Here is a 23424-nt window from a genome sequence, read left to right on the forward strand (position 1 = left end):
GGCCGGCGGAAGGAGGACGCCATGATCGTCGACTGCGCGCACTACCGGGACGGGCGCCGGCAGCACGAGGGCGCGATGCCGCTGGAGCAGGCGGCCGCGCACTGCAGACGGGGCGGCTTCGTCTGGCTGGGCGTCTTCGAACCGGGCCCCGAGGAACTGAGACGGATCCGTGAGGTCTTCGGACTCCACGAGCTGGCCGTCGAGGACGCGCGGACCTTCCACCTGCGGCCGAAGGCCGAGCAGTACGAGGACGGCACCGAACTGATCATCCTGCGCACGGCACGCTACGACGACGAACGCGAGGAGATCGACACCGGCGAGATCAGCGTCTTCCTCGCCGAACACTTCGTGATCACCGTGCGCCAGGGCATCGCGAGCGAGCTGAGCGAAGCCCGGAGCCGGCTCGAAAGCCGCCCCGAGCTGCTGAAGGCCGGGAGCGCCTCCACCCTGTGGGCCATCCTCGACCAGGTGGTCGACAGCTACGCGCCCGTCATCGAGGAGCTGGAACGCGACATCGAGCAGATCGAGGCCACCGTGTTCTCCGGGGCGGTCGCCCCGACCGAACGGATCTACTTCCTGCGCCGCGAGGCGACGGACTTCTACCGCGCGGTGCACCCGCTGCTCGCGGTACTCGGGCGGCGCCTGCAGGCCGGCAAGTCACCGCCCGCGCTCCTGCCCTACATCCGCGACGTGCACGACCACCTGCTGCTGGTCAACGAGGAGGTCGCCGCCCAGCGCGACCTCCTGACCACCGTCCTGGAAGCGAACATCGCGGTCATCTCCGTCGAGCAGAACAAGATCAACCTTCGCCAGAGCGCCACGATGGAACGACTCACCATCCTCGCCAGCGTGTTCCTCCCGCTGTCCTTCGTGGTCGGCTTCTTCGGGCAGAACTTCGACTGGCTGGTCACCCACATCAGCGGCTTCCCGGCCTTCCTGGCCCTCACCGTCGGCGGACTGCTGCTGCCGTGCCTGATGCTCTACCTCTGGCTGCGCCGAAGCCGCAGCCACGTGCCACCCCCGATGACCGGGGCGCCCCCCGTCGCACGGCGCCGGACGGAGACACCGACGGAGTGAGACGGGCGCTACGGGATCCGGGGCGGCCGGCCGACGACGTCCGCCACCAGGACTTCATGCAGGACCGCTCCCGCCGCCCACCGCCCGAAGACCACGTGCTCCGGTCGGCGTCACTGGGGCCCGTATCGGATTGAGGTCAATCTGCGGGTTTCGCCCTCGAGGTCGCGGCAATGGCAGGATGCCGGGGTCTTCCAGGCCTTGCTGGAGGGCGCGATCGCGGAGGCCGCGAATTGGGGCAAGGTTCCCTAGGGCCTGACCATCCGAAGGAGGACCTGGTCGACCACGTCGACGATGAAGTCGTCGGGGATGCCGGGTCCTTCCAGGAAGTAGCGGTGGACCAGCATCGCGGGCCCGGTGTTGGCCACGACGGGGGTCAGCACTGCGGGGTCCACCTCGCCCTTGGCCGCCCCGCGCGCCAGCGCGGCGAGGAACAGCTCGCGGTAGGGGGCGAACACCCGCTCGCGCACCGCCTCGTGGATGCCCCGCATCGGTCCGGGACGGCCACGCGTCCGCCCGAACTGCGTGCGGGCCGACAAGGCGTACGCCTCCCGCAGGAACCGCGGCTACCTGCGCCGCCGCGGGATTCGCTGCACCATCCCGGACAAGGCCGACCAGGCCCGCAACCGCCGAAGGCTCGCGAGCGCCACGCGGTGGAGTGCGGGATCAACCGCGTAAAGCGCCACCGCGCGGTGGCCACGAGGTATGACAAGCTCTCCGTCCGTTACGAGGGGACCGTGCTGATCGCGGCCATCAACGAGTGGCTGTGATCGCTACCGCTTGCGGGCCAGCAGCTGCACCGCCTGCGACCGGTGGCCGTTCATCGTGGCGACCTCGATCGCTTGCTCGTCCACCGGGTCAAAGCCCGACAGCAGGGCCCGCAGTTCTGCGATGTCGTGGTGTCGACACACCACACCGTCGTCGGTGGCGAAGACGCCGTAAGGCGTGTCGAATTGCCGGGCATAGGCGGCGTAACGGCTGCGGTTTCGTTCGTCGTCCTGCAGGACCACGTCGCTGACGTAGAGCAGCCCGCCAGGCGCCAGGACGCGGTTCAGCTCATTGACCAGCTCCCGTTGAGCATTGCCGTCGGGGATGCAGGTCAGCACTGCGAACAGCAGGATCACGTCGAAGCTCCCCGACGCGGCAGGCAGGGCCGGCGGGGACTCCAGGACGGCGAAGCGCAGGTCAGGCCGCGACTGACGGCCCCGCTCGATCAGCGCGGGAGACAGATCCACGCCGGACACGTCGCGGAAACCGTGCTCGCCCAGCTCGGCCATGACACGGCCGTACCCGCAGCCGTAGTCCAGAACCCGGGCGTCCGGACTCACCCCCGCCAGCCAGCTCAGATTCACCGGATGAGTGAACGTCTTCGTTGCGCCGACGCTGTCCCAGTACGCGATCTGACTACCAAGATCCTTCATGCGAGTGCAGCATACGGCCCTCCCGGATCCGCATACATCACTTGATCCACTTGACACAGGCCCTAGCCCGATGACGAGGCTGGCCGGCCGCGCCGCCCACCTTCCAGGAGAGGAAGCTGCGATCTTTGCCCAGGCGGACGAGCTCAACGCCCACATCGCTCGGTTCCTCGAACACTACGGGTAGGCTCGTAGGTATGGGAATTGACTGGGAGAACATACTCGGCGCAAGCGGTAACGGCCTCGACGATGCCTACGACAGCGCGGTCTCCGCGGTCATCTACAGCGATGACCCGATGGAGGACCGTCGGCCACTCCCAATCGGCGAAGAGCACGACGACACAGACGGTTTGCGCTGAACTGAGGAAACGCCCCGGCAAGCCGCGGCGTTTCGCCGTCAGGTCTGGGGTCGGTCAAGAGGCGGCCGAGCTCAACTCTGCGGCTCGATCGCCGCCTTCACCGAACTCGTCATCCCCGGCAACGGCACAGGTGACGGCCAGCACTACGGCACGGGGGTCCTGCCCGAGCACCGAGGTCACGGCCTCGGCCGATGGATGAAGGCCGAGTCGATCCGACAGGCCCCGACAGCAACGCGCATATGCGACGGGTCAACGACGGTCTCGGCTACACACCCACGCACACGACACACCAGTATCAACTCGACCTTTAGCAGAGAGCGGACGGGCCGGACCGGGACATCACCCCGCCCCGCCTGTCCGTGCTTTCGATACACGCCCTAAAGCGTGTTGCAGAAGTCTGCGAGGCGGGCATTTCCCCTGTATGTGTGGGGTGTTGTGGGCTGAGCCGTTGTGGGTGGAGACGTTCACGGGTCTGCGGATGCGGCAGTTCGAGCGGCTGTTGAAGGTTGTGCGTGAACGGGGTGGGAATGGGCCCGGGGGCGGCCGGACCGGGTGCTGCTGGTGGCCGTCTGCTACCGCACGAACCTCACCATGCGGCAGCTCGCGCCGCTGTTCGGCTGCTCGCCCGCGACCGTCTGCCGGGTGATCAAGCGGCTGCGGCCACTGCTCGCGCTCGAGCCGGCAGCACGTCCCGCCGACGCGGTCGAGCGGCTGTGGATCGTGGAACGCCGAACACCGTCGCGTCAGGGCCCGCGTCGAGCACGCCTTCGCCTGCATGAAGCACTACAAGATCCTCCGCGACTGCCGGCAGCGCGGCACCGGCCTCCATCACGCCGTCCAGGCCGTCGCCCACATGCACAACCTCGCCCTCACCGCATGACCGGACCGGCGCCAAGACCGGCCCTGACCTGCCCGGACACCACCTTCTGCAACACCCTTTAGTCCCAGAACAGCAGGTGGTTTCCCGCGCCCGAGGGGTCTCGCACCAGTACGGGCCAGCTGCCGCCGCCGGGATGCCGCCCGACTCCGCTCGGGGCGGCGGTGGAGGACATCTGGAGGCCCGTCACCGGGTCCAGGACGAACCCCGGTGCCCCGACCGCGCCTTGGGAGTATCCGAAGACGATGTCGTTGCTCCGCGCCTGGAGGGTGAGGACCTGGAGGGCGTTGAACTGCTGCACGCCGTTGGCGGTTTCGGCGGAACCCGTGAACGGGGTGGAGCCGGCGTTGAACTCGACGTCGAGGTTGTCGGAGATGCTCGAGTTCAGGCCGGAAGGACCGTTGCGGATGTTGTCCGGCGAGCTGTTCATCTGCGAGAGGAGGCTGCGCGCGTAGTTGTGGGAATCGTTCGCGTTCCCCGTGTCGATGGCCCTGATCAGTGCGGCCCTGGTGGCCCTCATGTTCCTCTGATAGGTCCCGGCCGTGGGGAACAGGGAATCCGTCAGGGCTTCTATGGCGGTGAGCTGTGCCTGGGCTACGGCGCCACCGTTCACGCCCCCGAAGTTCATGTAGTTGTTGAGCCGCAGGGCCAGGTCGTTCTGTATCCCGTCGAACGGAATCTGGTGGTTCCTGGAGTTTCCGGCGCCGGGAGCGCCCGCCACCGGCCCCTGCCAGCCCGGTCGGGTGCCGTCCACCTCGAACTGCGGATTGCCGCCCGCGCCCGTCGGATTGAAGGAGATGTGCCGCTGGATCGCGGGGGTCGTGCCGGTGGACGACGCCGCGACGGGGCCCGCGGATTCCGTGGCCGGGGCACCCTGGACCGGTGCCGCGGACCGCATGACCCGCACGGCGTTCGCCTCGGCCTCGCGCTCGTGGCGGTCGGACGGGTCGGAGACCTTGAGGCCCTGGCCGTTCTCGGTGCCGGCGACGGGGCCCCGGCGTTGCTGGATGACGTGGGTGAGCTCGTGCGCCAGCGTGTGGGCGTCGCCGCCGCCGGCGCCGACGACGACATGATGTCCGCTGGTGTAGGCGCGGGCGCCGACCTCGGCCGCGGAAGCCTGCGCGGCGGCGTCGTCGTGGATGCGGACGTCGGAGAAGTCGGCCCCGAGGCGGGCCTCCATGTCCGTGCGCGTCCTGTCGTCCAGGGGACGGCCGCCGGTACGCAGGACGTCGTGGACGGCGGAGCGCTGCACGGCCTGCGGGTGGCCGCAGCCGGCACCGTGCTGGTGCTGCTCCTGCAGAGCTGGGGCCTGGCCGGCCCGGCGGAGCATCTGGACCACGGCGGAGTTGCCCGCGGCTGCCTGAAGCGCGAGAAGTCCGGCAGGGGAGCCGTTTCCGGCGGAACGGGCCCTGGCGGGGGTCCGGCCAGGTCGTTCGCCGTCACGCTTCGGGTTCCTGTCGTTCGAGTGCATCGAACCCTCTCGCAAGCACGGGAAGCGGTGTCGGACGAGTCGGGAACCGCGGTCCGACGACCGCGGTTGCCCAGGTGAGACTCCCATCCTCCGCAAACGCCCGGCTAACGCCCTCACGCGCGGGCGTTAGGCGACGCACGCCGAACGCCCCCTGCGAAGAACCCCGTTCAGACCCACCGCTCACCCACAGGCGGTGGCCAGCGCGGCCGTGAACTCCTCGGCCAGTCCGGTGATCACGGGGAGGTCGAAGGCCAGCGCGTTGTACTGCAGCCAGCACCGCAGGCCCCCGTCCGGCTGCTCGGCCACGGTCAGCTCGGGCACGCCCCGGTCACCGCCCGGAAGCGGCCAGGTCACGGTGCTCCCGCGAGGTAGCTCCCAGGGCTCGCAGGCCAGGCCGGGCAGCTGCGCGGGCGCGGCCCACGCCTCGTACCGCAGCCAGGCCGCGAACGGCACCGACGGGCTGAACTCGGCGAACGGGTACAGCTGGTGGTCCAGTGCCTCGCCGTAGACCACCCGCAGCCGGTCCACCAGCTCGGCGAAGCCGGGTCCTCCGCCCACGTCCACCCGCAACAGCAGTGACTGGACGAAGCACCCCACCGCCCGCTCGGCGTCCGGGCGAGGGCGGCCGGGCACCGGGGTCATCACCACCAGGTCGGGACGGCCGCTGCGGCTCGCAAGGAGGCCGGTCCAGGCCGCGGCGACGGCCAGGAAGGGTGTGGCGCCCAGCTCGGCCGCCCGGGCCCGCAGGGCCCGGGCCAGCCGCGCCGGAACCTCGAACTCGTGCCCCTGGGTGAGGACTTCGTCCACCGCCCGGCGGCCCGCGAACCGCTCGACGGCCTCGGGCGCTCCGGCCAGCGCGGACCCGAAGTGGGCCCGGGAGGCGGGCCAGTGCCCGTTCGACCAGTGCACCAAATCCTCGTAACCCTGGCCCGAACGGGCAGGCGGCGCCGTGCGGCCCCGCCGCAGCGCGGAGTAGAGGACGCCGAGGTCGGCGAGGAGCACACCGACCGACCAGCCGTCGGACACCATGTGGTGCGTCGCGACCAGCACCACGTGGTCGGTGTCCGACCGGCTGACCACGAGGAGGCGCGTCATCGGGTCACGGGCCAGATCGGTGAGACGGTCGCGCTCGGCCAGCAGCAGGGCGTCCACCTCCGGGTCCGTGGCCCCCGGGGCCCGTGTCAGGGTGATCCGTACCCGGGGCTCCTCGTCCAGGACCGTCCGTACGACCCCGTCCCCCACCGCCTCGAACCGGGTGCGCAGCGCCGGATGGCGCCGTACCGCCTCGGTGAGCGCCCGGCCCAGGGTCTCCGGTTCGAGCCGGTCGACCACCCGGAACAGCGCCGTCACCGCACCGGCGTCCCGCCCGGGGGCTTCGGCCATCCAGCGGAAGAAGTTCTCCTGCTGCGAGGTGAGGGCGACGGCGTGCGACTGCGCGCGGAGCGCGGCCAGGTAGGGCGTCACGGTCTCCGTCCCGGCCGACGCTCCTTCGGCAGAGGCCGGCCGCCGGTCGGGGTGGTCCACCCAGGCCGCCTGGGCGCGCAGCGAGGGCCGTTCGAAGACCACGCCGGTGCCCACGCCGATCCCGAACTCGGCGCTGATACCGGTGGCGAGCTGGACCGCCCGGAACGAGTCGCCGCCCAGCGCGAAGAACTCGGCGGCGACATCGGTGACCGGTCGGCCGAGCAGGCGCCGCCAGAGTTCGGCCAGGCGCAGTTCCGTCGGGGTGGCCGGGGCGACCGCGGGACCGGTGGGCTCGGGGGAGGCGTCGAACAGCGGGCGGAGCAGGTGCTTGACCACCTTGCCGCTCGGGTTCCTGGGCAGGTCGCCCGCGAGCAGGATCCGGACCGGCAGCTCGGGCCGGCTCAGCCGGGCGCTCAGGAACAGCCGCAGCTCGTCCAGGTCCAGACCGCCGGGCCCGGCCACCACCACCGCCGCGGGGACGGCGCCCATCACCGGGTGCGGCAGGCCGAGCGCGGCGGCGTCCGCGACCGCCGGGTGCTCGTGCAGCACCTCCTCGATCCGCAGCGTGGAGACCTTCAGCGCACCGCTCTTGACGACGTCGCTCTCCCGGTCGACCAGGTACAGGTACCCGTCCTGGTCGAGGCGTCCGACGTCGCCCATCCGCACCCAGCCGTCCCGGAACACCCGGGCGCTGTGCCCGGCTGCGCCCAGGTAGCCGCGGGGCGGTCCGGGCTGGCGCAGCCAGACCTCGCCGACCTGACCGGCGGGCAGCGGCTGCCCGTCAGCGTCGAGGATCCGCAGGGCACGGGGGTCCGCCGGGCGGCCCACCGAGCCGGGGCGGCGCGCGTCGACCACGGTCGAGATCTGCGCGGGCGAGGCCTCGGCGGAGGTGTAGGTGTTGACCAGCGTCGCGCCGGGCAGTGCCGCGGCCAGCGCGGCCGCCACCGGTACGGGCAGTGCGGCGGCGGAGGAGTTGACCAGACGGAGGCTCCCGAGGTCGTGGCGCCCGGCGGTGCCCGCGTTGACCAGTTCGATCACCATCGAGGGCACCAGGAAGGCCGTGCCGACCCCGAACTCCTCGACCGCCCTCCCGAACAGGTCCGCCTCGAAGCGCGGCAGGCTGAGGACCGTGGGCGCGGCGGTCAGTGCGTTCAGGAGCATCACCTGACCCGCGTTGGTCCCGAGGGGAAAGGCGTGCAGGGCGTGCCGCGAGTGGGCGTAGGCGCGGCGGCGGGGGTGCACGGCCAGGCCCGCGGTCAGGTTGCCGTGCGCGGCGACCACGCCCTTGGGCGCGCCGGTGGTGCCGGAGGTGCCGATCACCTGGGCCGGGTCGGCCGGAGCGACCCGGTGGGGCGGGCAGGGCGGCGGCTCGGGGTGCGCCGCGAGCAGAGCGTCCAGACGCAGCTGCACGCGTTCCGGTACGCCGGGCAGGTCGCCGTCCGTCAGGACCGTGCCGGCCTCGGCCAGCGCGGCCAGGGCGGCGGCATCGGCCTCGGACAGGTCCTCACGGACCGGGACGGGCACCCCGCCCGCGTACTGGACGGCGAGGAATGCGACGGCGTACCGCTCCCAGCGCGCGTTGGAGAACCGCAGCACCACCCTGTCGCGCGGTGCGACCCCGGCGGCGGCCAGTCCGGCGGCGGCGCGCAGCGCCTCCGCGCGCCAGCGGCGGTAGGTGAGTTCCCCGCCGCCGACGACGTGCAGGGCCGTGTGGTCGGGGTGTTCGGTGGCCCGCGCGTCCAGGAGCTCCGGGACGGTCGTCGCGGCGGGCGGCACGGTGGTGGCGATGGCGTTCTCCGATGCGATGCGTGGGGACGGATGTCGTGTACTGGGTGTCCGACGGCGGACCCCGGGGTGCGGGCAGGGGGCGCGCGGGTCGCGAAGTCAGTTCAGCCGGCCCGCGGCCTCCTCCTCGCTGAGGGCGTCGATCTCGGCGATCAGCAGGGCCTCGATCCGGGCGGCCAGGGCCGCCGGGGTGGGGCTCTCGAAGGCGTCACGGATCGACAGGTCGATGCCGACGTCGGCGCGGATGCGGGCGACGACCCTCGTGACCAGGAGCGAGTCCCCGCCCAGGGCGAGGAAGTCGTCCCGCACGCCGACCTCCGGCACGCCGAGCACCTCCTGCCAGACCTCGACCACCAGGGCCTCGGCCTCCGTGCGGGGCGCCAGGTGTCCGTCGGACGCGCCCGCCGGACCCGGGTCGGGCAGGGCCGCGGCGTCGAGCTTGCCGTGGGCGGTGAGCGGGAGGGTGTCGAGCAGCACCACGGCGTCCGGCACCATGAAGACCGGCAGCCGCAGCGCCAGGTGTTCGCGCAGTTCGGCCGGGTGCGGAGGAGCGGCCGCGGACCCCTGCCCGGGGGTCGTTCGCGGGACGGCGTAGGCGATCAGCCGGCGGCCGTCGCGGACCAGCACCGCCGCACGGCCGACGGCCGGGTGGGAGGTGAGGGCGGCCTCGATCTCGGCGGGCTCGATCCGGTATCCGCGGATCTTCACCTGGTCGTCGGTGCGGCCGAGGAACTCCAACTGGCCGTCGCCGCGCCACCGGACGCGGTCGCCGCTGCGGTACATCCGGCCGTCCGGGGCGTCGGCGAACCGGTCCGGCAGGAAGGCCTCCGCCGTCAGCCCGGGCCGGTTCAGGTAGCCGCGCGCGAGGCCCTTGCCGCCGATGTACAGCTCGCCCTCGGATCCGGCGGGCAGCAGGCCGCCGTGTTCGTCCAGGACGTAGAGCCGCACCCCCGGCAGCGGACGGCCGAGCGGCGGGCGCTGCCCGTCGGCGGGCTCGCCGACGGGGCGGCCGCCGAGCTCGCCCGCGGTCACGATGACGGTGGCCTCGGTCGGGCCGTAGGTGTTGACCAGCCGGACGGTGTCGCCGTGCCGCTCCCGCCACCGGGCGACGGCGGCGGCGCGTGCCTCGGAACCGCCGAGGACGACCAGGCGCAGTGCCGGCGGCCACGGGGTCTGCTCTCCGAGCGAGACCAGTTCCTCCCAGTACGCGGTGGGCAGGTCGAGCACGGTGACGGACCGCCCGGTCTCGCCGCGCAGCAGGTCGGGCAGGGTCCGGCCGCCACCGGGCAGCAGGACGACGCAGGCGCCCGCGGTGAGGGCGGGCCAGATCTCCTCGGCGTGGGTGTCGAAGCCGACGGAGGCGAACTGGACGATCAGGTCGCCCGGCCCGAGCCCGTAGCCCTCCGGTCCCGCCATCCAGCGGACGCGCTCGGCGAGAGCGGCGTGCTCGACGGCGACGCCCTTGGGGGTGCCGGTGGAGCCCGAGGTGTAGAGGACGTACGCGAGACCGCCCGGCTCGGACCCGGGCAGCGCGGCCACGGCGGGGCCCACGCTCCCGGCCTCGACGCCGGAGGCGCCGAACCCGCTGGTCCTGGTCTGCCCGGTCCTGGTCTCCTCTGCCCCGGCTTCCTCGGCGCCGGTCTCCTCGGCCCCGGCGTCCGGATCGCCGACGGCCAGCACCGGGACCCCCAGCTCGGGCAGCTCGCCTCCGGTGAGCAGCAGGGCGGCGTCCGCCTCGCCCAGCATCAGGCGCTGGCGCTCGGCCGGATGCGCGGGGTCGAGCGGCAGATAGCCGGCGCCGGCCTTCCAGATCGCAAGGAGGGCGGTGACCAGGGCGAAGGAGGGCGCGATCCGGACGCCCACCGCACGGCCGGCTACCTGACCCAGTCGACCGGCCAACTCGTCCGACGCGAGATCGAGTTCGGCATACGTGAGGACGCGGCCCGCACACTCGAGAGCGGGAGCGTCGGGACGGGCGGCGACCTGCTCGGCGAAACCGCGCAGGACCGGTCGGGCGTCCTCGGCGACGGCGGGTCCGGCCCCGAGGGCGAGCAGCGCGGTGCGCTCTTCACCGGACAGCAGCCAGTCACCGTGCAGCGGGAGCTCCACGTCCACGACGGCCCGGGCGAGCAGGTCACGGACCCGGCGCGCCAGGCCCTCGACCGTGGCCCGCTCGAAGAGCTCCCGGTCGAAGCAGAACGAGAGCGTCATCCCACCGTCCGGGGTACGCCAACTGTCCAGCAGCAGATCGGTCTTGGCCCGGTCGAAACCGGAGTCCATGCTCGCCGTCCGGACGCCCGCGGGCAGCGCGGTCCGCTCGTCGGCACCGGCCAGCTGGTACTGGCTCTGGTGGACGAACACCGCCTGGTAGAGGGGGCCGGCGCCGGGCGGCGCGGGCAGGTCCAGTGCGGCGGCCACCCGCTCGACCGGGACGTCCTGGTGGGTCAGCGCGGCCATCGTGGCGGAGCGCACCCGGCGCAGCACGGTGCGGAAGCCGGGCTCGCCGGTGAGGTCCGCGCGGATCACCCCGGTGCGCGAGAAGTAGCCGAGCAGCGCTTCGTGGGCGGTCTCGTTGCGGCCGGCCAGCGGGGTTCCGACCGCGAAGTCGTGGCTGCCGCTCCAGCGGGCCAGCACGCACTGGTAGGCGGCGAGCAGCACCATGAACGGGGTGCAGCGCTGCTCGCGTGCGAGGGCGTCGAGCCCGGCGACGAGGCCCGGCCCGAGCGCGAGGTCGGCGAAGCCGGCCGGGTGGGCGGGCTCGGCGGGTCTCGTGTGATCCAGTGGCATCCGCAGGGTGCCGACGCCGGCCAGTCGTTCGCTCCAGTACCGGAATGCCTCCTCGGCCGCCCCGTCGTCCAGCCTGGCCCGCTCGGCGCGCGCGAAGTCCCCGAACTGGAGCTTGAGGTCCGGCAGTTCGGCCGGCGCCTCGCCGATCTCCTCGCGGTACAGCGCGAGGAGTTCACGCCACAGCACGGTGAACGACCAGCCGTCGGAGACGATGTGGTGGACCACCACGGCCAGGGCGTGCTCGTGCTCGCCGGCGCTGACCAGGACGGCCCGGAGCGGCGGGCGCTCACCCAGGTCGAAGGGGGCGTTGACGAAGGGGGCGCAGGCCGCGGTGAAGGACTCCTCCGCGGCGTCCGGGACCGGGACACGGGCGAGGTCGACGTCCCGCACGGGCTCGACGAGTTGGACGGGCTGCTCGCCGTCCAGGGCGAACCGGGTGCGCAGCACCTCGTGCCGGGCGGTCAGCCGGGTGAGCGCCGCACTCAGCGCCCCCGGGTCGATCGGGCCGCTCCACCGGCGGTTCAGGTACATGTTGAACCCGGCGTCCTCCGGGTTCAGTTGCTGGAGGAACCAGAGGCGGCGCTGCTCGTCGGTCAGCGGATGGCGGGCGATCGGGGTCGGGGAGGTCATGCGTGTCTCTCGCTTCTCGCGCGGGCCTTCAGGGTTTCCAGGCCGATCAGGTCGTCGGATTCGGCGTCCGGGACTTCGCGGTCGAAGCGCGCCAGGACGGGGATGAAGAAACTGATCAGGACGAGTGCGGCCATGGCGAGGCCGAACACCAGGTAGAGCAGGCCGATGCCGCGCCCGTCGCCGGTGCCGATCAGCGCGCCGACGGTCGGGGCCAGCGCGCCGCCCTCGTCCATCAGGGGCTGGAGCAGCTCGGGGCCCAGGGGGGCGACCAGGGCGAAGCCGATCGGGAGGGTGGACCAGGCGACCATGGTGTTCACCGCGATCACCCGGCCGTGGAAGCGCATCGGCACCTTGGTCTGGACGACCGTCGCGTAGATGCCGTTGAGCAGCGCGAGCCCGTAGGTCATGCCGAACGCGCCGACGGCGACCACGGTCACCGAGGGCCGCAGGCCGGTGACGACGCAGGCGGCGGCCAGGCCGGTCGTGGCGAGCAGGACACCGCGCAGCCGCATCCGGCGCGGGCCTCCCCAGACCAGCAGGGTGAGGCCGCCGAGCACGGCACCCAGGCCGGCGGCGGTGGAGACCCAGCCGGCCGCCGCGGTCGAGGAGAAGGACAGCACCAGCGGGGTGACGAGCAGGAAGAGCGGCGAGAGGAAGACGTTCAGCGCGGCGAACCAGAACAGCATGGCCCTGAAGTGGCGGCTCCCGAGCGCCCGTCGGAAGCCCGCCCGGATCTCGGCGCCGACGGTCTCGCGGCGGGTGGCGGCCATCGCGTCCGGGAAGCGCACCGCCAGGGTGACGCCGGTGGCGACCACGTAGCTGACGACGTCGAAGACCAGGATGCCGCCGAGGCCGATCAGGTGCAGGATGCCGACCGCGATCAGCGGGACGAGGAACTGGGCCAGACCGAGGGCCATCTGGACCACACCGTTGGCGCGGCCCAGGAAGCGCTTGGGCACCAGCTGCGGCACCGCGGAGCCCCAGGCGACGCGCTGGAAGGCGAGCGCCGCGGAGAGCACGGAGATCAGCACGTACGTGTGCCAGATCTCCAGCGAACCGCTGAGGTACAGCACCAGGAGGGCCGCCTGGGTCAGGCCGGCCGCGAGGTCGCCCCACAGCATCACCCGGCGTCGGTCGCCGCGGTCGACGATCGCGCCGGCCAGCGGGGCGACGACGACACTGGGCACCAGGCCGAAGGCGGCGAGCAGGCCGAGCTGGAACAGCGAACCGGTCTGCAGGTAGAGCCAGATCGGCAGGGCGAACTCGGTGAGGGCCGAGCCGATCATCGACAGCTGCTGGCCGGTGGCGATGGTCAGGAAGCGGCCCATGGTCGGGCGGACCGGGCCACTCCCGCGCGCCCTGCGTGCGGTCCCCGCCGTCCCGGACCGCTCCGGCCGCCCGCGTACCGGCGCCGCAACCGTCCCGGCTCCCTCGCGGGACACGCCCGCCAGCCACCAGGTGGAGTCGGCGCCGCGTGCGTGGCGGGCCTCCTCGCCGGCGGCGATCGAGCGGTGCACCCCCGTCAGGATGTCCGCCAACTCCGCGGCCCTGTACTTGAGATAGAAGTGCCCGGCCTCGTCCAGGACCACCACGGCGGCGGTGCCGGTGATCCGGTGCCACTCACGGAACCGCTCCTCGTAGAACTCGGTCGCCGGGTCGCGGTCGCCGCAGACGGCGATCACCGGTGCCGTGAGGGTGCCGCCCTCGCTCTCGTACAGCTCCCCGAAGTAGCGTTCGGCGCCCTGGGTGCCGACCCGGCGGTTCCGCACGATCAGCCGCAGCTGGTCCTCGTCGACCTCGTCCACGTCCAGGCCCGCCGCCGCGAGGGCGTTGATCATGCCCTGGTCGCTGCGCAGCCGGGCGGACAGCTCGGCGAAGCGCTCGGCCAGCGCGGCGCCACGGCCCTTCGGACGGGCGAACGGGAAGATGCCTCCGAGGTGGACGGCGTCGATCTCCCGCCCGGCGGCCTCCACCCGGCGGGCGATCTCCACCGTCAGCCGGACGCCGACCCCGCAGTGCCCGTAGAGCACCAGCGGTCCGGCGACGTTCGCGACGATCTCCTCGGCGCAGAGCCGGGCGACCTCGTCCACGTCCATCGCCTCCTCGCCCAGCTCATGGCCGGGGACGGCGATCGAGTGCAGCGCCCAGTCCGCCGGCAGTGCGTCGGCGAGCGGCTTGTAGATCAGTGCGCTGCCGCCTCCGTAGGGCGCGCAGACCACACTGGCGGCCACCTCGCGGCGCTCGGGGGTGAGCAGGTGCAGCAGCCCGCGCGGGCCGCGGTCGCCCTCGGGCGCGGCCACCAGGGCGGCGAGCCGCCGGACCGTCGGATGCCTGAACAGGTCCATCACGCCGACCGGGGTGGCCAGGTCGGGGAAGGCCCGGCGCATCCGGGCGACCAGCTGAGTGGCGAGCAGGGAGTGACCACCGAGGTCGAAGAAGTCGTCCAGCGCGCCGACCCGGGGAAGATCCAGCAGCTCGGCCCACATCGCGGCGATCACCCGCTCGGTCTCGCCCTCGGGGTCGACGTGGTCGCCCCCGTCGGCCGGGCCGTCCGCGGGCGCGGGCAGCGCCTTCCGGTCGACCTTGCCGTGGGCGAGCAGCGGCAGCCGCTCCATCACCACGTAGCGCGCCGGGACCATGTAGTCCGGCAGGACCTCGCCCAGGGCGGCACGCAGTTCGGAGGCGGTCGGCGCCGCGCCTCCGGTGGGGCGTTCCAGGTAGGCGACGAGGTTCTGCCGGACGCCCTCGCCCCGGGCCAGGACCACCGCCTGGGTGACGGCGGGCAGGGCGGTCAGCGCGGCCTCGATCTCGCCGGGCTCGACCCGGTACCCGCGCACCTTGATCTGGTCGTCGCCGCGGCCGAGGTACTCCAGCGTCCCGTCGGTCCGCCAGCGTGCCAGGTCGCCGGTGCGGTACATCCGGGGTCCGCCGGTCACGTGGGCGCCCGGGGCGGAGCCGGCGGGATCGGTGCCGGACGGCTCCGGGTCCGCCGGGTCGGCGTACGGATCGTCCGCCGGACCGGCGTACGGATCGGGCAGGAAGCGCTCGGCCGTCAGGTCCGGCCGCCCGAGGTAGCAACGGGCCAGCCGGTCCCCGCCCAGGTACAACTCGCCGGTGACCCCCGGGGGAACGGGGTTGCGGGCCTCGTCCAGCACGTAGCAGCGCCCGCCGGCCAGCGGCCTGCCGATCGGGGTGCTGCCCGGTGCGTCCAGGCCGTCGGCGGTGACCTCGTGGACGGTGATCCCCACCGTCGCCTCGGTCGGCCCGTAGTGGTTGAACACGGCGCACCGGCCCAGCGCGGCGATGCCCGCCGCCCAGGACCAGCTGCTGGCCTCGCCGCCGAGGACCAGCGCACGGCGCGGCAGCAGCCGTTCGAGGGGGGCGTCGGCGGTCAGTGCGGCCAGGTGGGAGGGCGTCATCTTCAGGTGGTCGATGCCCGCGCGCTCGATCTCCGCGGCCAGTTCCACACCCGCGATCCGGCGCGGCAGCAGGTGCACACGCCCGCCGGTCGTCAGCGCCAGGTAGAGCATGGTGATGCTGAAGTCGAAGGAGAGCGACTGCAGCAGTCCGAAGGCGGCGCCGGGCTCGATCCGCAGCCGCTCGCCGGCGCCGGCGAGGTAGTTGAGGAGCTGGCGGTGCTGCACCGCGACGCCCTTGGGGGTGCCGGTGGAGCCCGAGGTGTAGATCACGTAGGCGAGGTGGTCCGGTCCGGAGACCTCCTCCAGGGGTGACTCGTCCCACTGTGTCGCGTCGGCACCGCCGTCGGTCAGCAGGTCGACCGCCGGGTGGTCGCCGAACCGCGGTCTCAGTACGGCGTCGGTGATCAGGACCTTGGCTCCGGCGTCGGCCACCAGGTGGGCGAGCCGGGCGGGGGGCTGCTCGGGGTCGAGCGGCAGGTAGCCGCCGCCGGCCTTGAGTACGGCGACCAGGGCGACCGCGAGCTCGGCGGACTGCTCCAGGCAGACGGCGACCCGGTCGTCGGCACCCACGCCCAGCGTCCGCAAGCGCCGGGCCAGGGCGTTGGCGCGGCGGTCCAGGTCCCCGTAGGTCAGTGTCCGGTCCTCGAAGACCAGCGCAGGCGCCTCGGGCGTACGGGTCGCCGCCTCGGACAGGGCCCGGGTGAGCGTGGCGGGACCGCCGTCCGGAAGCGCGGGACCGACGGCCCAGGTCTCGAGCACGGCCGTGCGTTCGGCCGCGCCGAGCAGCGGGAGCCGGTCGACCGGCAGCGTGGGGTCGGCGACGCCGGCCGCGGTCAGGAGCTCGAACCGCTCGGCGAGGCGCTCGACGGTTCCGGCGTCGAAGAGATCCGTGCGGTAGGTGAACAGACCGTAGAGGCCGCCGTCCGGCTCCTCGCGCATGTAGAGGGCGAGGTCGGCGTGGGTGGTGGTGGCCTCGTAGCCGAAGCCCTCGGAGTCCGGTCGGCCCGCGGCCGGGGTGGCGGCGCGGTCGCCGTAGTTCTGGAAGGCGAAGGTGGTCTGGAAGACGGCGGCGCGACTGACGTCGCGTTCCACCGCGAGGTCGTTGACCATCTGCTCGAACGGAACCTCCTGGTGCGCGTACGCGTCGAGCGTGGTCTCGCGGACCCGGCCGATGAGCTGGCCGAACTCGAGGCCGGGGGAGAGCCGGGCGCGGATGGGGAGCATGTTGACGAACGCCCCGACCACGTTCTCGAGTTCACGGTGGAGACGGCCGGCGACGGCCGAGCCGACGGCGAAGTCGCGCTGCCCGGTGTGCCGGCCGAGCAGCGCTTGGAACGCGGCTATCAGCACCATGTACGGGGAGGCGCCGTAGGTCCGCGCCACCTCACCGATCCGACGGGAGAGTCCAGGGCTCCAGCGGAACTCGGTCGCGGCCCCGTCGAAGGTGAGCAGCGGGGGGCGGGGACGGTCGGAGGGCAGCTCCAGGGCCGGGACGCCGTCGAGCTCGCCCCGCCAGTACGCGCGTGAGGCGGCGAGCCGGCCGTTCTCCAGACGGTCCCGCTGCCAGGCCGCGTAGTCACCGAACTGCACGTCCAGAGCTGGGAGTTCACCCGGTGCGCCGTGGGCGTGGTGGGCGTAGCGGACGTCGATCTCGCGGTTGAGGAGGTCGATGGACCACCCGTCGCAGATGATGTGGTGCATCACCAGGGCGACGACGTGGTCGTCCTCGGCGATGCGGATCACCAGGGCGCGCAGGAGCGGGCCGGCCTGGAGGTCGAAGGGTTGCGCGATCAGCGCGCCGAGTTCGGCGGCGGCCCGCGCCTCCGGGTTCGGGTCCCCGGCGGCGTCCAGGTGCAGGGCGGCGAACGGCGCGGGTTCGGCGATGGTCACCTCGGCGGTGCCCGCCTCGGTGGTGCGGAAGGTCATCCGCAGGCTCTCGTGCCGGGCCACCAGGTCGCTCAGCGCGGCGTCGAGCGCGGCGCGGTCGAAGGGGCCCCGGAACCGGCGGGCCGGTGCGAGCGTGTAGGCCGTGGAGCCGGGAGCGAACTGGTCCATGAACCAGAGCCGTTCCTGACCGCTGGAGAGGGGCGGTGCCATGTCCGCCGGGCGGGGGTCCACCACCCGGGCGGGGGCTGAGGTGCCGCGCAGCCGCCGGCTGAGCAGGGCGCGCTTGGCTGGGGACCAGCCGGCGGGCAGGTCCTGGGTATCCGTCATCGGGTTCCTGTTCGGGCGTGCGGTGAGGGACTCTTCGGTGAGGGAGTCTTCGGCGAGGGAGTCGAGCGGGCGCGGACGCGTCGGAGGATCGGTCGGCGGTCGGCGGTCGGCGGTCGGCGGTCGGCGGTCGGCGGTCGGCCGTCGGCCGTCGGCCGTCGCCGTGTCGTCGTATGGCCGTGTGGCCGTGTCTGCGTGTCTGCGTGTCGGTGGGTCGGCCGTCGCGCGGGCAGCGCGCGGCCGGGGTCCGGGCGCGGCCGAGCGGCCCGTACCCGGCGCGCTGAGGGAGTGCCCGTGCCCGGTGCGGTGGGGGAGCGGCCGGGCCGCGCCCCCCGGTGGAGGGCCCTACCGGCGTTCGCGGACGGCCGTGGCGATGCCGGCGGGGGTCGGGACGTCGAAGAAGACGTCGAAGTCGACCTCCACGCCGAGCGCGTCGCGGATCCGGGCGGCGATCTGAACCACCGTCAGCGAGTGTCCACCGAGGTCGAACAGGTCGTCCTCGGGGCCGACGTCGGGAAGATCCAGCACCTCGGCCCAGATCCGGCGGACCGTCTCGGTCGTCTCGTCGCCGCTTTCGGCCGCCCGTGTCGCCGGGGCCTCGCGTGCCGGTACCGGCAGGGCCCGCCGGTCCAGCTTGCCGTTCGGGGTGAGCGGCAGCCGCTCCATGACGAGCCAGCGCTGCGGAGTCATCGCGGCCGGCAGCGTGCGCAGCAGGTGCTCGCGCAGATCGGCGGGGGCGGGCGGCCGGGCGCCCGCGGCCGGGACCAGGTAGCCGGCCAGGAAGGGCTCGCCGTCCTCCTCGGTGCGGACAGCGACGGCCGCCTGGGCGAGGGCCGGGTGCTCCAGCAGGGCGGCCTCGATCTCGCCGAGTTCGATCCGGTGGCCGCGGATCTTGACCTGCTCGTCGATCCGGCCGAGGAAGTCCAGTTCGCCCCCGGGCGTCCAGGCGGCCTGGTCTCCGGTGCGGTAGAGCCGGGTGCCGGGCGGGCCGAACGGGTTCGGCACGAACCGTTCGGCGGTGAGTCCGGGTCGGCCGAGGTAGCCGTGTGCGATGCCGTCCCCGCCGATCACCAGCTCCCCCGGGATGCCGAGCGGGGTGGGGCGCAGCCGCGCGTCGACCACGTAGACCTGGGTGTTGGCGATCGGGCGGCCGATGCGGACCTGCTCGGGTGCGGCGGGGAGTTCGGCGCAGGTGGACCAGATGGTGGTCTCCGTGGGCCCGTACACGTTGAACAGCCGGGCGGTGCGCGCGCGCAGTTCGCGGGCGAGCGGGAGCGGAAGCGCCTCGCCGCCGGCCAGGCCCGTGACGGTGGTGAGCGCCTCGGTGCCGGTTCCCGCCGTGAGCATGACCCGCCATCCGGACGGCGTGGCCTGGACATGGGTGACACCTTCGCCGTCGATCAGGGCCAGCAGCCCGGGCCCGTCGACGGCGAGTCCGTCCGGGGCCAGGACCAGGCGGCCACCGGTGATCAGGGGCAGGTAGAGCTCCAGCGCCGAGATGTCGAACGAGAGCGAGGTCAGGCCCAGCCAGGAGTGCCGAGGCCCGGAGTCGAGCCGGTCGGCGAAGGAGGTGAGCAGGTTGACCAGCGCCCGGTGGCCGACCGCGACGCCCTTGGGGCGACCGGTCGAGCCCGAGGTGTAGAGGACGTACGCCACGTCGTCGGGACCGGGGGCGGTGTCCTCGATGATGCCAGGAGCGACCTCGGCCGGGTTCCGCGCCGAAGGTGCCGGGAGCCGCAGGACCGCGCGGGCGGCATCGGCGACCGCGGGCGAGGGCTCGAGGTCGGCGAGCACCAGAACGGCTCCCGAGTCGCGCAGGACGAGGGCGAGGCGCTCGGCCGGATAGCCGGGGTCCAGCGGCAGGTACGCCGCCCCGGTGGCGAGGGTGGCGAGCAGCGTGGCGGGGAGGTCGGCGGTGCGGTCCAGGTGGAGGGCGACCAGATCGCCGGGCCGGACGCCCCGTGCGCGCAGCACTCCGGCCAACTCATCGGCGCGGAGCAGGAGTTCGCGGTAGGTGAGGTGGTGGCCGGCGGCGGTGACCGCGATCGCCTCGGGGGTGGCGGCGGCCTGGGCGCGGACCAGGTCGAGCACGGTCCGGTCGGCCGGGTAGGGCCGGTCCGTGGCGTTGGGCCCGGTGGTGACGGCCCGGAGTTCGGCGGCGTCCAGGAGCGGCAGGTCCACCAGCCGGGTGCCGGGCGCGGCGACCGCGGCGGCGAGCAGGGTGCGGTAGTGGCCGGCGATCCGGCGGGCCGTGTCGGGGGCGAGTGCGGCCGCGTCGTACTGGAGGCTGAAGTCGATGCCGCCCGGGGTGCCGGGGGCGTCGACGATCTGGAGGTGGAGGGTGTTGCGGGCGGTGCGGTGGTGTACGGCCCAGGCGATCCGGGCCCCGGTGTCGGCGAAGTCCGGGTCCGGGCCGCGCCGACGGTAGCCGAGGGAGACCGCGGACAGGCCGACGCGGGGCCCCAGTCCGGCGACGGCGGCACCGAAGGGAACGTTGCGGTACGGGTATCCGGCCCGCAGCTCGGCCCGGACGGCGGCGGCGAAGGCGGTGAAGGTCTGTGTCGCGTCGGCCGCGGGTGCGTGGACGGGCAGTTCGTTGACGAACATGCCTATCTCTTGGCCGAGTTCAGGCGTCCTGGTGGAGAGCGGGACGGACACCGGAACCGCTTCGCCGCCGTAGCGCCGCAGCAGCCCGTGCAGCGCGGCGAGCAGGAACTCGAAGACCGTGGTGCCGCCGAGGGCGGCCGCGGCGGCCAACTCGGCCGCCTCTCCGCGGCCGAGGCGCCACTCGACGGCCTCACCGGGACCGGCGGCGGTCGAGGTGCGTGGTGCACCGGGGAGTACCGGGTCGGTGGCATCGGCCCAGCGTGGCCCGTACCACTCGGCGGCCCGCCGCACGGTGTCCGGATCCGCCGTCGGTGCCGGTGCGGGCGGCGCGGTGGTCACGGGCAGGGGCGCGGAGCCGTACGCGGCCGCGAGGTCCCGGATCAGGACGTCCTTGGAGTTGCCGTCGAAGACCGCGTGGTGGGCGGTGACCAGCAGTTCCGCGCTCCCGTCGGCGTGCCGGTGCAGGCTGAAGCGGCTGAGCGGGCCCGTCTCCAGGGAGAACGGTTGAGCGGCCTCGTCCGCCAGCCGCCGTTCCAGATGGGCCTTGTCCGCCGGCGCGTCGAGCAGCACCAGTTCGGGCCGTCGCGCCGCGGGTTCCTGCCAGACCTGGCCGTCACGTTCCACCAGGCGGGCGGCAAGGGCCGGATGACGCCTGGTCACGGCGGTCACCGCGCGGGCCAGCGCCGCGATGTCGACCCGGTCGAAGGAGATCCGTACAGGCATGTGGAACGCCTCACGGGCCAGTCCCAGCCGATCGGTCAGCCAGACCCCCTGCTGCGCGGGGGAGGCCGGTATGCGGTCGGTCAGGGAGAGGACTTCGGACATGGGCGGCTCACTTAGGACGTCGGAGCGTGGTCAAGGAGCGGTGCGGGTGAACGTGTGGGTGGCGGGGGCTTGGGCTGCCGCACCCCGGTGTGCCGCAGGCGCCCATGGCGGTCTGCGGCGGCCGGGTTCGGCCACGGCACCGGCCGTCGTGTCGCGCAGGTCCACCCCCCGTGGACCGGTCGACGGCCGTGAGCGGTCAGGACCACCGGACATGCCAGGATGCCCCGAGGCGTCTGGTATCTCCGGCCCCGCCCGATGAAGACCATTGGTCCAGACCTGTCGAGAGATTCGCACACCGTCCAAGGGTCGTCAAGGGCCGTCCACCGCCCGGAATCAGCCCCCATGTCCGCGGTGGGCTCTCCCGACTTGCGCCCAAACATCCGTGTGTATGATCCGCTCTGACGATGCGTCAACACCCGGACGTGTAAGGGCGGATCGGACGCATTCGTTCCGTTCGCATGTCGCCGCGCGGGTCGCCGAGGGCGGGCTCAGGGCGTCACGGCCCCGCCTGCCCGCGCCTCACGCCCGTTCCTCGGGAGGGACGCACAGCACAGGGACGGTGGACATGTGCAGGAGCTTGTGAGGGGTCGAGCCCAGGAGCGCTCCGCGCATCGGGCTCTCGCCCCAGCTGCCGACCACGATGACGCGTGCGTCGTGGCGGGCCGCCGCCTCGATGAGGGCCTGGGCGGGCTTGTCGTCGATCACCTCGACCACGGTCGGCACACCCGCCCGCTCGGCCTCGGTGACCGCGTGCTCCAGACCGGTGCGGCCGGCCTGGCGGATGGCCTCGTGGTGGGACGCGTACTCCTCGCCGACCGGGCCGGGGGCCGCCGCCCCGTAGACGAGCACGAGCCGCTCGTCGAAGGCCGCCGCCACCTCCACCGCGATGCGCAGCGCCCGGGCGGCGCCGGGGGACTCGTCGTAGCCCAGGACGACCGACATCTCAGGACTCCTTGTGAAGGCCGTGGGAGCCGACCAGCTCGGGGTCGGCCACGCCCGGACGCTCCCGCCAGAAGGCGGGGGCCCGCAGCCGCCAGGCGACCATGATGACCACGCCGGCGAGGGCGATGCCGATGCCGATCACGAGCGGGGGACCGAGGCCGAACCACGAGGCGCCGCTGTACGAGTTCTCCGGGTCGGACATGTCGGCGACCGACCGCACCAGGAGCCACGTGAGCAGTCCGGCACCGACCAGCGGGCCGAGCCCGATGAACAGGAGGTTGTGGACGCTCTGGAAGAGGTGGCGGCGGTAGTAGACCACGCAGGCGAGGCCCGTGAGCGCGTAGTAGAAGGAGATGAGCAGGGAGAGTGCGGTGAGCGAGTCGAACAGGGCGTTGGAGCTGATCTGGCTCACCGCGAGGTACCAGGCGATGGCGATCCCGGCGACCCACCACGTACTCACGTCGGGCGTCCGGAAGCGCGGGCTGATGTGGCCGTACGAGGACGGCAGCGCACGGCGGCGGGCCATGGACAGCGCGGTGCGCGAGGCCGGGATGATCGTCGTCTGGGTGGAGGCGATCGCGGAGGTGGAGACGGCGAGGAGAAGGATCCAGTCCCAGCCGCCCAGGACGTCCGTGGCGAGCTTCGCGAAGACGAACTCCTCCTCGTCCGCGTTCTCGGCCAGGAACGCCGGCCCGGCGTACGCCACAACGGCGAAGCCCACGGACACGTAGGTCACCAGCAGGATGACGGTCGACCAGAGACCGGCCTTGCCGGGCGCGGTCGCGGAGTCCTCGACCTCTTCGGTGAGATTGACCGCCGACTCCCAGCCCCAGTAGATGAAGACGCCGAGCAGCAGCCCGCTCGTGAGCGCGGCACCACCGGCGCCGAACGGATTCAGCCAGCTGAGGGCCGGCTCCACGGAGTCGTACTTGCTCGTGCCGTTGTAGACGCTGTACAGCGCCACGCCCACGAAGATGAGCAGGCAGGCGACCTGGGCCAGGATCAGGACGTTCTGCACATGGGCCGACAGCTCGGTGCCGATGACGCACACGGCCGTCATGACGAGGATCAGCAGCACGGTGAGCAGCTGGCGGACGAAGGTGTTGTCCACCCAGCCGTCCAGGCCGAACGCGAGCAGGGCGAAACTGACGGCCACGTCGGCGAGCGAGCCGACGACCAGGACGCCGGTCATGGTGATGGCCCATCCGCCGAGCCAGCCGGCCCAGGGGCCCATGGCGCGCGTGACCCAGGAGAAGGTGGTGCCGCAGTCCTGGTCGACCTTGTTCAGGTAGTAGAACGCCGACGCGATGAGCAGCATCGGGACGAAGGACGCGACCATGACGCCGGGGGCGTAGATCCCGACCAGGGCGACGACGGGGCCGATCACGGCCGCGAGCGAGTAGGCGGGAGAGGTGGCGTTGAGCCCGATGACGAGGGCGTCGACAAAGCCGATGGCGTTCGCCTTCAAACCCACGGGCCGCCCGTCGGGCGCGGCGTCCTCAGCGGTCATGTTCCCTCGCACCCGTCGAGCCGGACAGAACGGCGAGACCTACGC

General features: G+C 73.0%; 11 protein-coding genes and 3 pseudogenes. 5 read left to right on the plus strand and 9 right to left on the minus strand.

The window, feature by feature from the left end; genetic code table 11:
- Nucleotides 1-21 precede the first annotated feature (21 nt).
- The gene (locus ACN9MM_RS35360; protein ID WP_426367843.1) at nt 22-1077 is read left to right on the plus strand and encodes a magnesium and cobalt transport protein CorA; all 1056 of its coding nucleotides are present in this window, start codon (nt 22-24) and stop codon (nt 1075-1077) included.
- Between the two features lie 245 nt (nt 1078-1322).
- Here the strand turns inward: ACN9MM_RS35360 and ACN9MM_RS35365 are convergent, their stop codons facing one another.
- A complete protein-coding gene (locus ACN9MM_RS35365; protein WP_426367844.1) occupies nt 1323-1565 on the minus strand; it encodes a TetR-like C-terminal domain-containing protein in 243 nt (80 codons plus the stop codon).
- On the opposite strand from ACN9MM_RS35365, the pseudogene ACN9MM_RS35370 reads away from it, so the two are divergent.
- Nucleotides 1555-1844, plus strand: a pseudogene (locus ACN9MM_RS35370) (transposase); the annotation flags it as partial. The gene ACN9MM_RS35365 and the pseudogene ACN9MM_RS35370 overlap by 11 nt on opposite strands.
- Before the next feature lie 3 nt (nt 1845-1847).
- Here ACN9MM_RS35370 and ACN9MM_RS35375 read toward each other — a convergent pair.
- Nucleotides 1848-2495, minus strand: coding sequence for a class I SAM-dependent methyltransferase (locus tag ACN9MM_RS35375; protein WP_426367845.1), 648 nt, complete (start codon nt 2493-2495; stop codon nt 1848-1850).
- A 194-nt stretch (nt 2496-2689) separates the two neighbouring features.
- Here ACN9MM_RS35375 and ACN9MM_RS35380 point away from each other — a divergent pair, with 194 nt between their 5' ends.
- The 3 genes and pseudogenes from ACN9MM_RS35380 to ACN9MM_RS35390 all read left to right on the plus strand — a co-directional run bounded on the left by ACN9MM_RS35380 (nt 2690) and on the right by ACN9MM_RS35390 (nt 3731).
- The gene (locus ACN9MM_RS35380; protein ID WP_426367846.1) at nt 2690-2851 is read left to right on the plus strand and encodes a hypothetical protein; all 162 of its coding nucleotides are present in this window, start codon (nt 2690-2692) and stop codon (nt 2849-2851) included.
- A gap of 81 nt (nt 2852-2932) precedes the next feature.
- Nucleotides 2933-3162 (plus strand): annotated as a pseudogene (locus ACN9MM_RS35385) (GNAT family N-acetyltransferase); the annotation flags it as partial.
- A gap of 110 nt (nt 3163-3272) precedes the next feature.
- A pseudogene (locus tag ACN9MM_RS35390) lies at nt 3273-3731 on the plus strand (transposase family protein).
- A 58-nt stretch (nt 3732-3789) separates the two neighbouring features.
- On the opposite strand, the gene ACN9MM_RS35395 reads toward ACN9MM_RS35390, so the two are convergent.
- The 7 genes from ACN9MM_RS35395 to ACN9MM_RS35425 form a co-directional block, all read right to left on the minus strand.
- Nucleotides 3790-5058: a DUF4157 domain-containing protein gene (locus tag ACN9MM_RS35395; RefSeq protein ID WP_426368909.1), complete on the minus strand. Its 1269-nt coding sequence runs from the start codon at nt 5056-5058 to the stop codon at nt 3790-3792.
- 321 nt (nt 5059-5379) lie between these two features.
- Nucleotides 5380-8439, minus strand: a complete 3060-nt coding sequence (locus ACN9MM_RS35400) for an AMP-binding protein (protein WP_426367847.1) — start codon at nt 8437-8439, stop codon at nt 5380-5382.
- Nucleotides 8440-8547: 108 nt separating this feature from the next.
- Nucleotides 8548-11865 (minus strand): amino acid adenylation domain-containing protein, encoded by a 3318-nt coding sequence (locus ACN9MM_RS35405; protein ID WP_426367848.1) that lies wholly within the window; start codon nt 11863-11865, stop codon nt 8548-8550.
- Nucleotides 11862-17498, minus strand: coding sequence for an amino acid adenylation domain-containing protein (locus ACN9MM_RS35410; RefSeq protein ID WP_426367849.1), 5637 nt, complete (start codon nt 17496-17498; stop codon nt 11862-11864). The genes ACN9MM_RS35405 and ACN9MM_RS35410 overlap by 4 nt, the downstream gene beginning before the upstream one ends.
- A 342-nt stretch (nt 17499-17840) precedes the next feature.
- A complete protein-coding gene (locus ACN9MM_RS35415) occupies nt 17841-20927 on the minus strand; it encodes a non-ribosomal peptide synthetase (protein ID WP_426367850.1) in 3087 nt (1028 codons plus the stop codon).
- Nucleotides 20928-21446: 519 nt separating this feature from the next.
- Entirely contained in the window at nt 21447-21869 is a 423-nt protein-coding gene (locus ACN9MM_RS35420; protein WP_426367851.1) for a universal stress protein, read from the minus strand.
- A 1-nt stretch (nt 21870) separates the two neighbouring features.
- Complete coding sequence (locus tag ACN9MM_RS35425) at nt 21871-23379, minus strand: APC family permease (protein ID WP_426367852.1); 1509 nt, start codon at nt 23377-23379, stop codon at nt 21871-21873.
- Between the last annotated feature and the right edge of the window lie 45 nt (nt 23380-23424).

Source organism: Streptomyces sp. E-08, assembly GCF_049913095.1.
Taxonomy (GTDB): domain Bacteria; phylum Actinomycetota; class Actinomycetes; order Streptomycetales; family Streptomycetaceae; genus Streptomyces.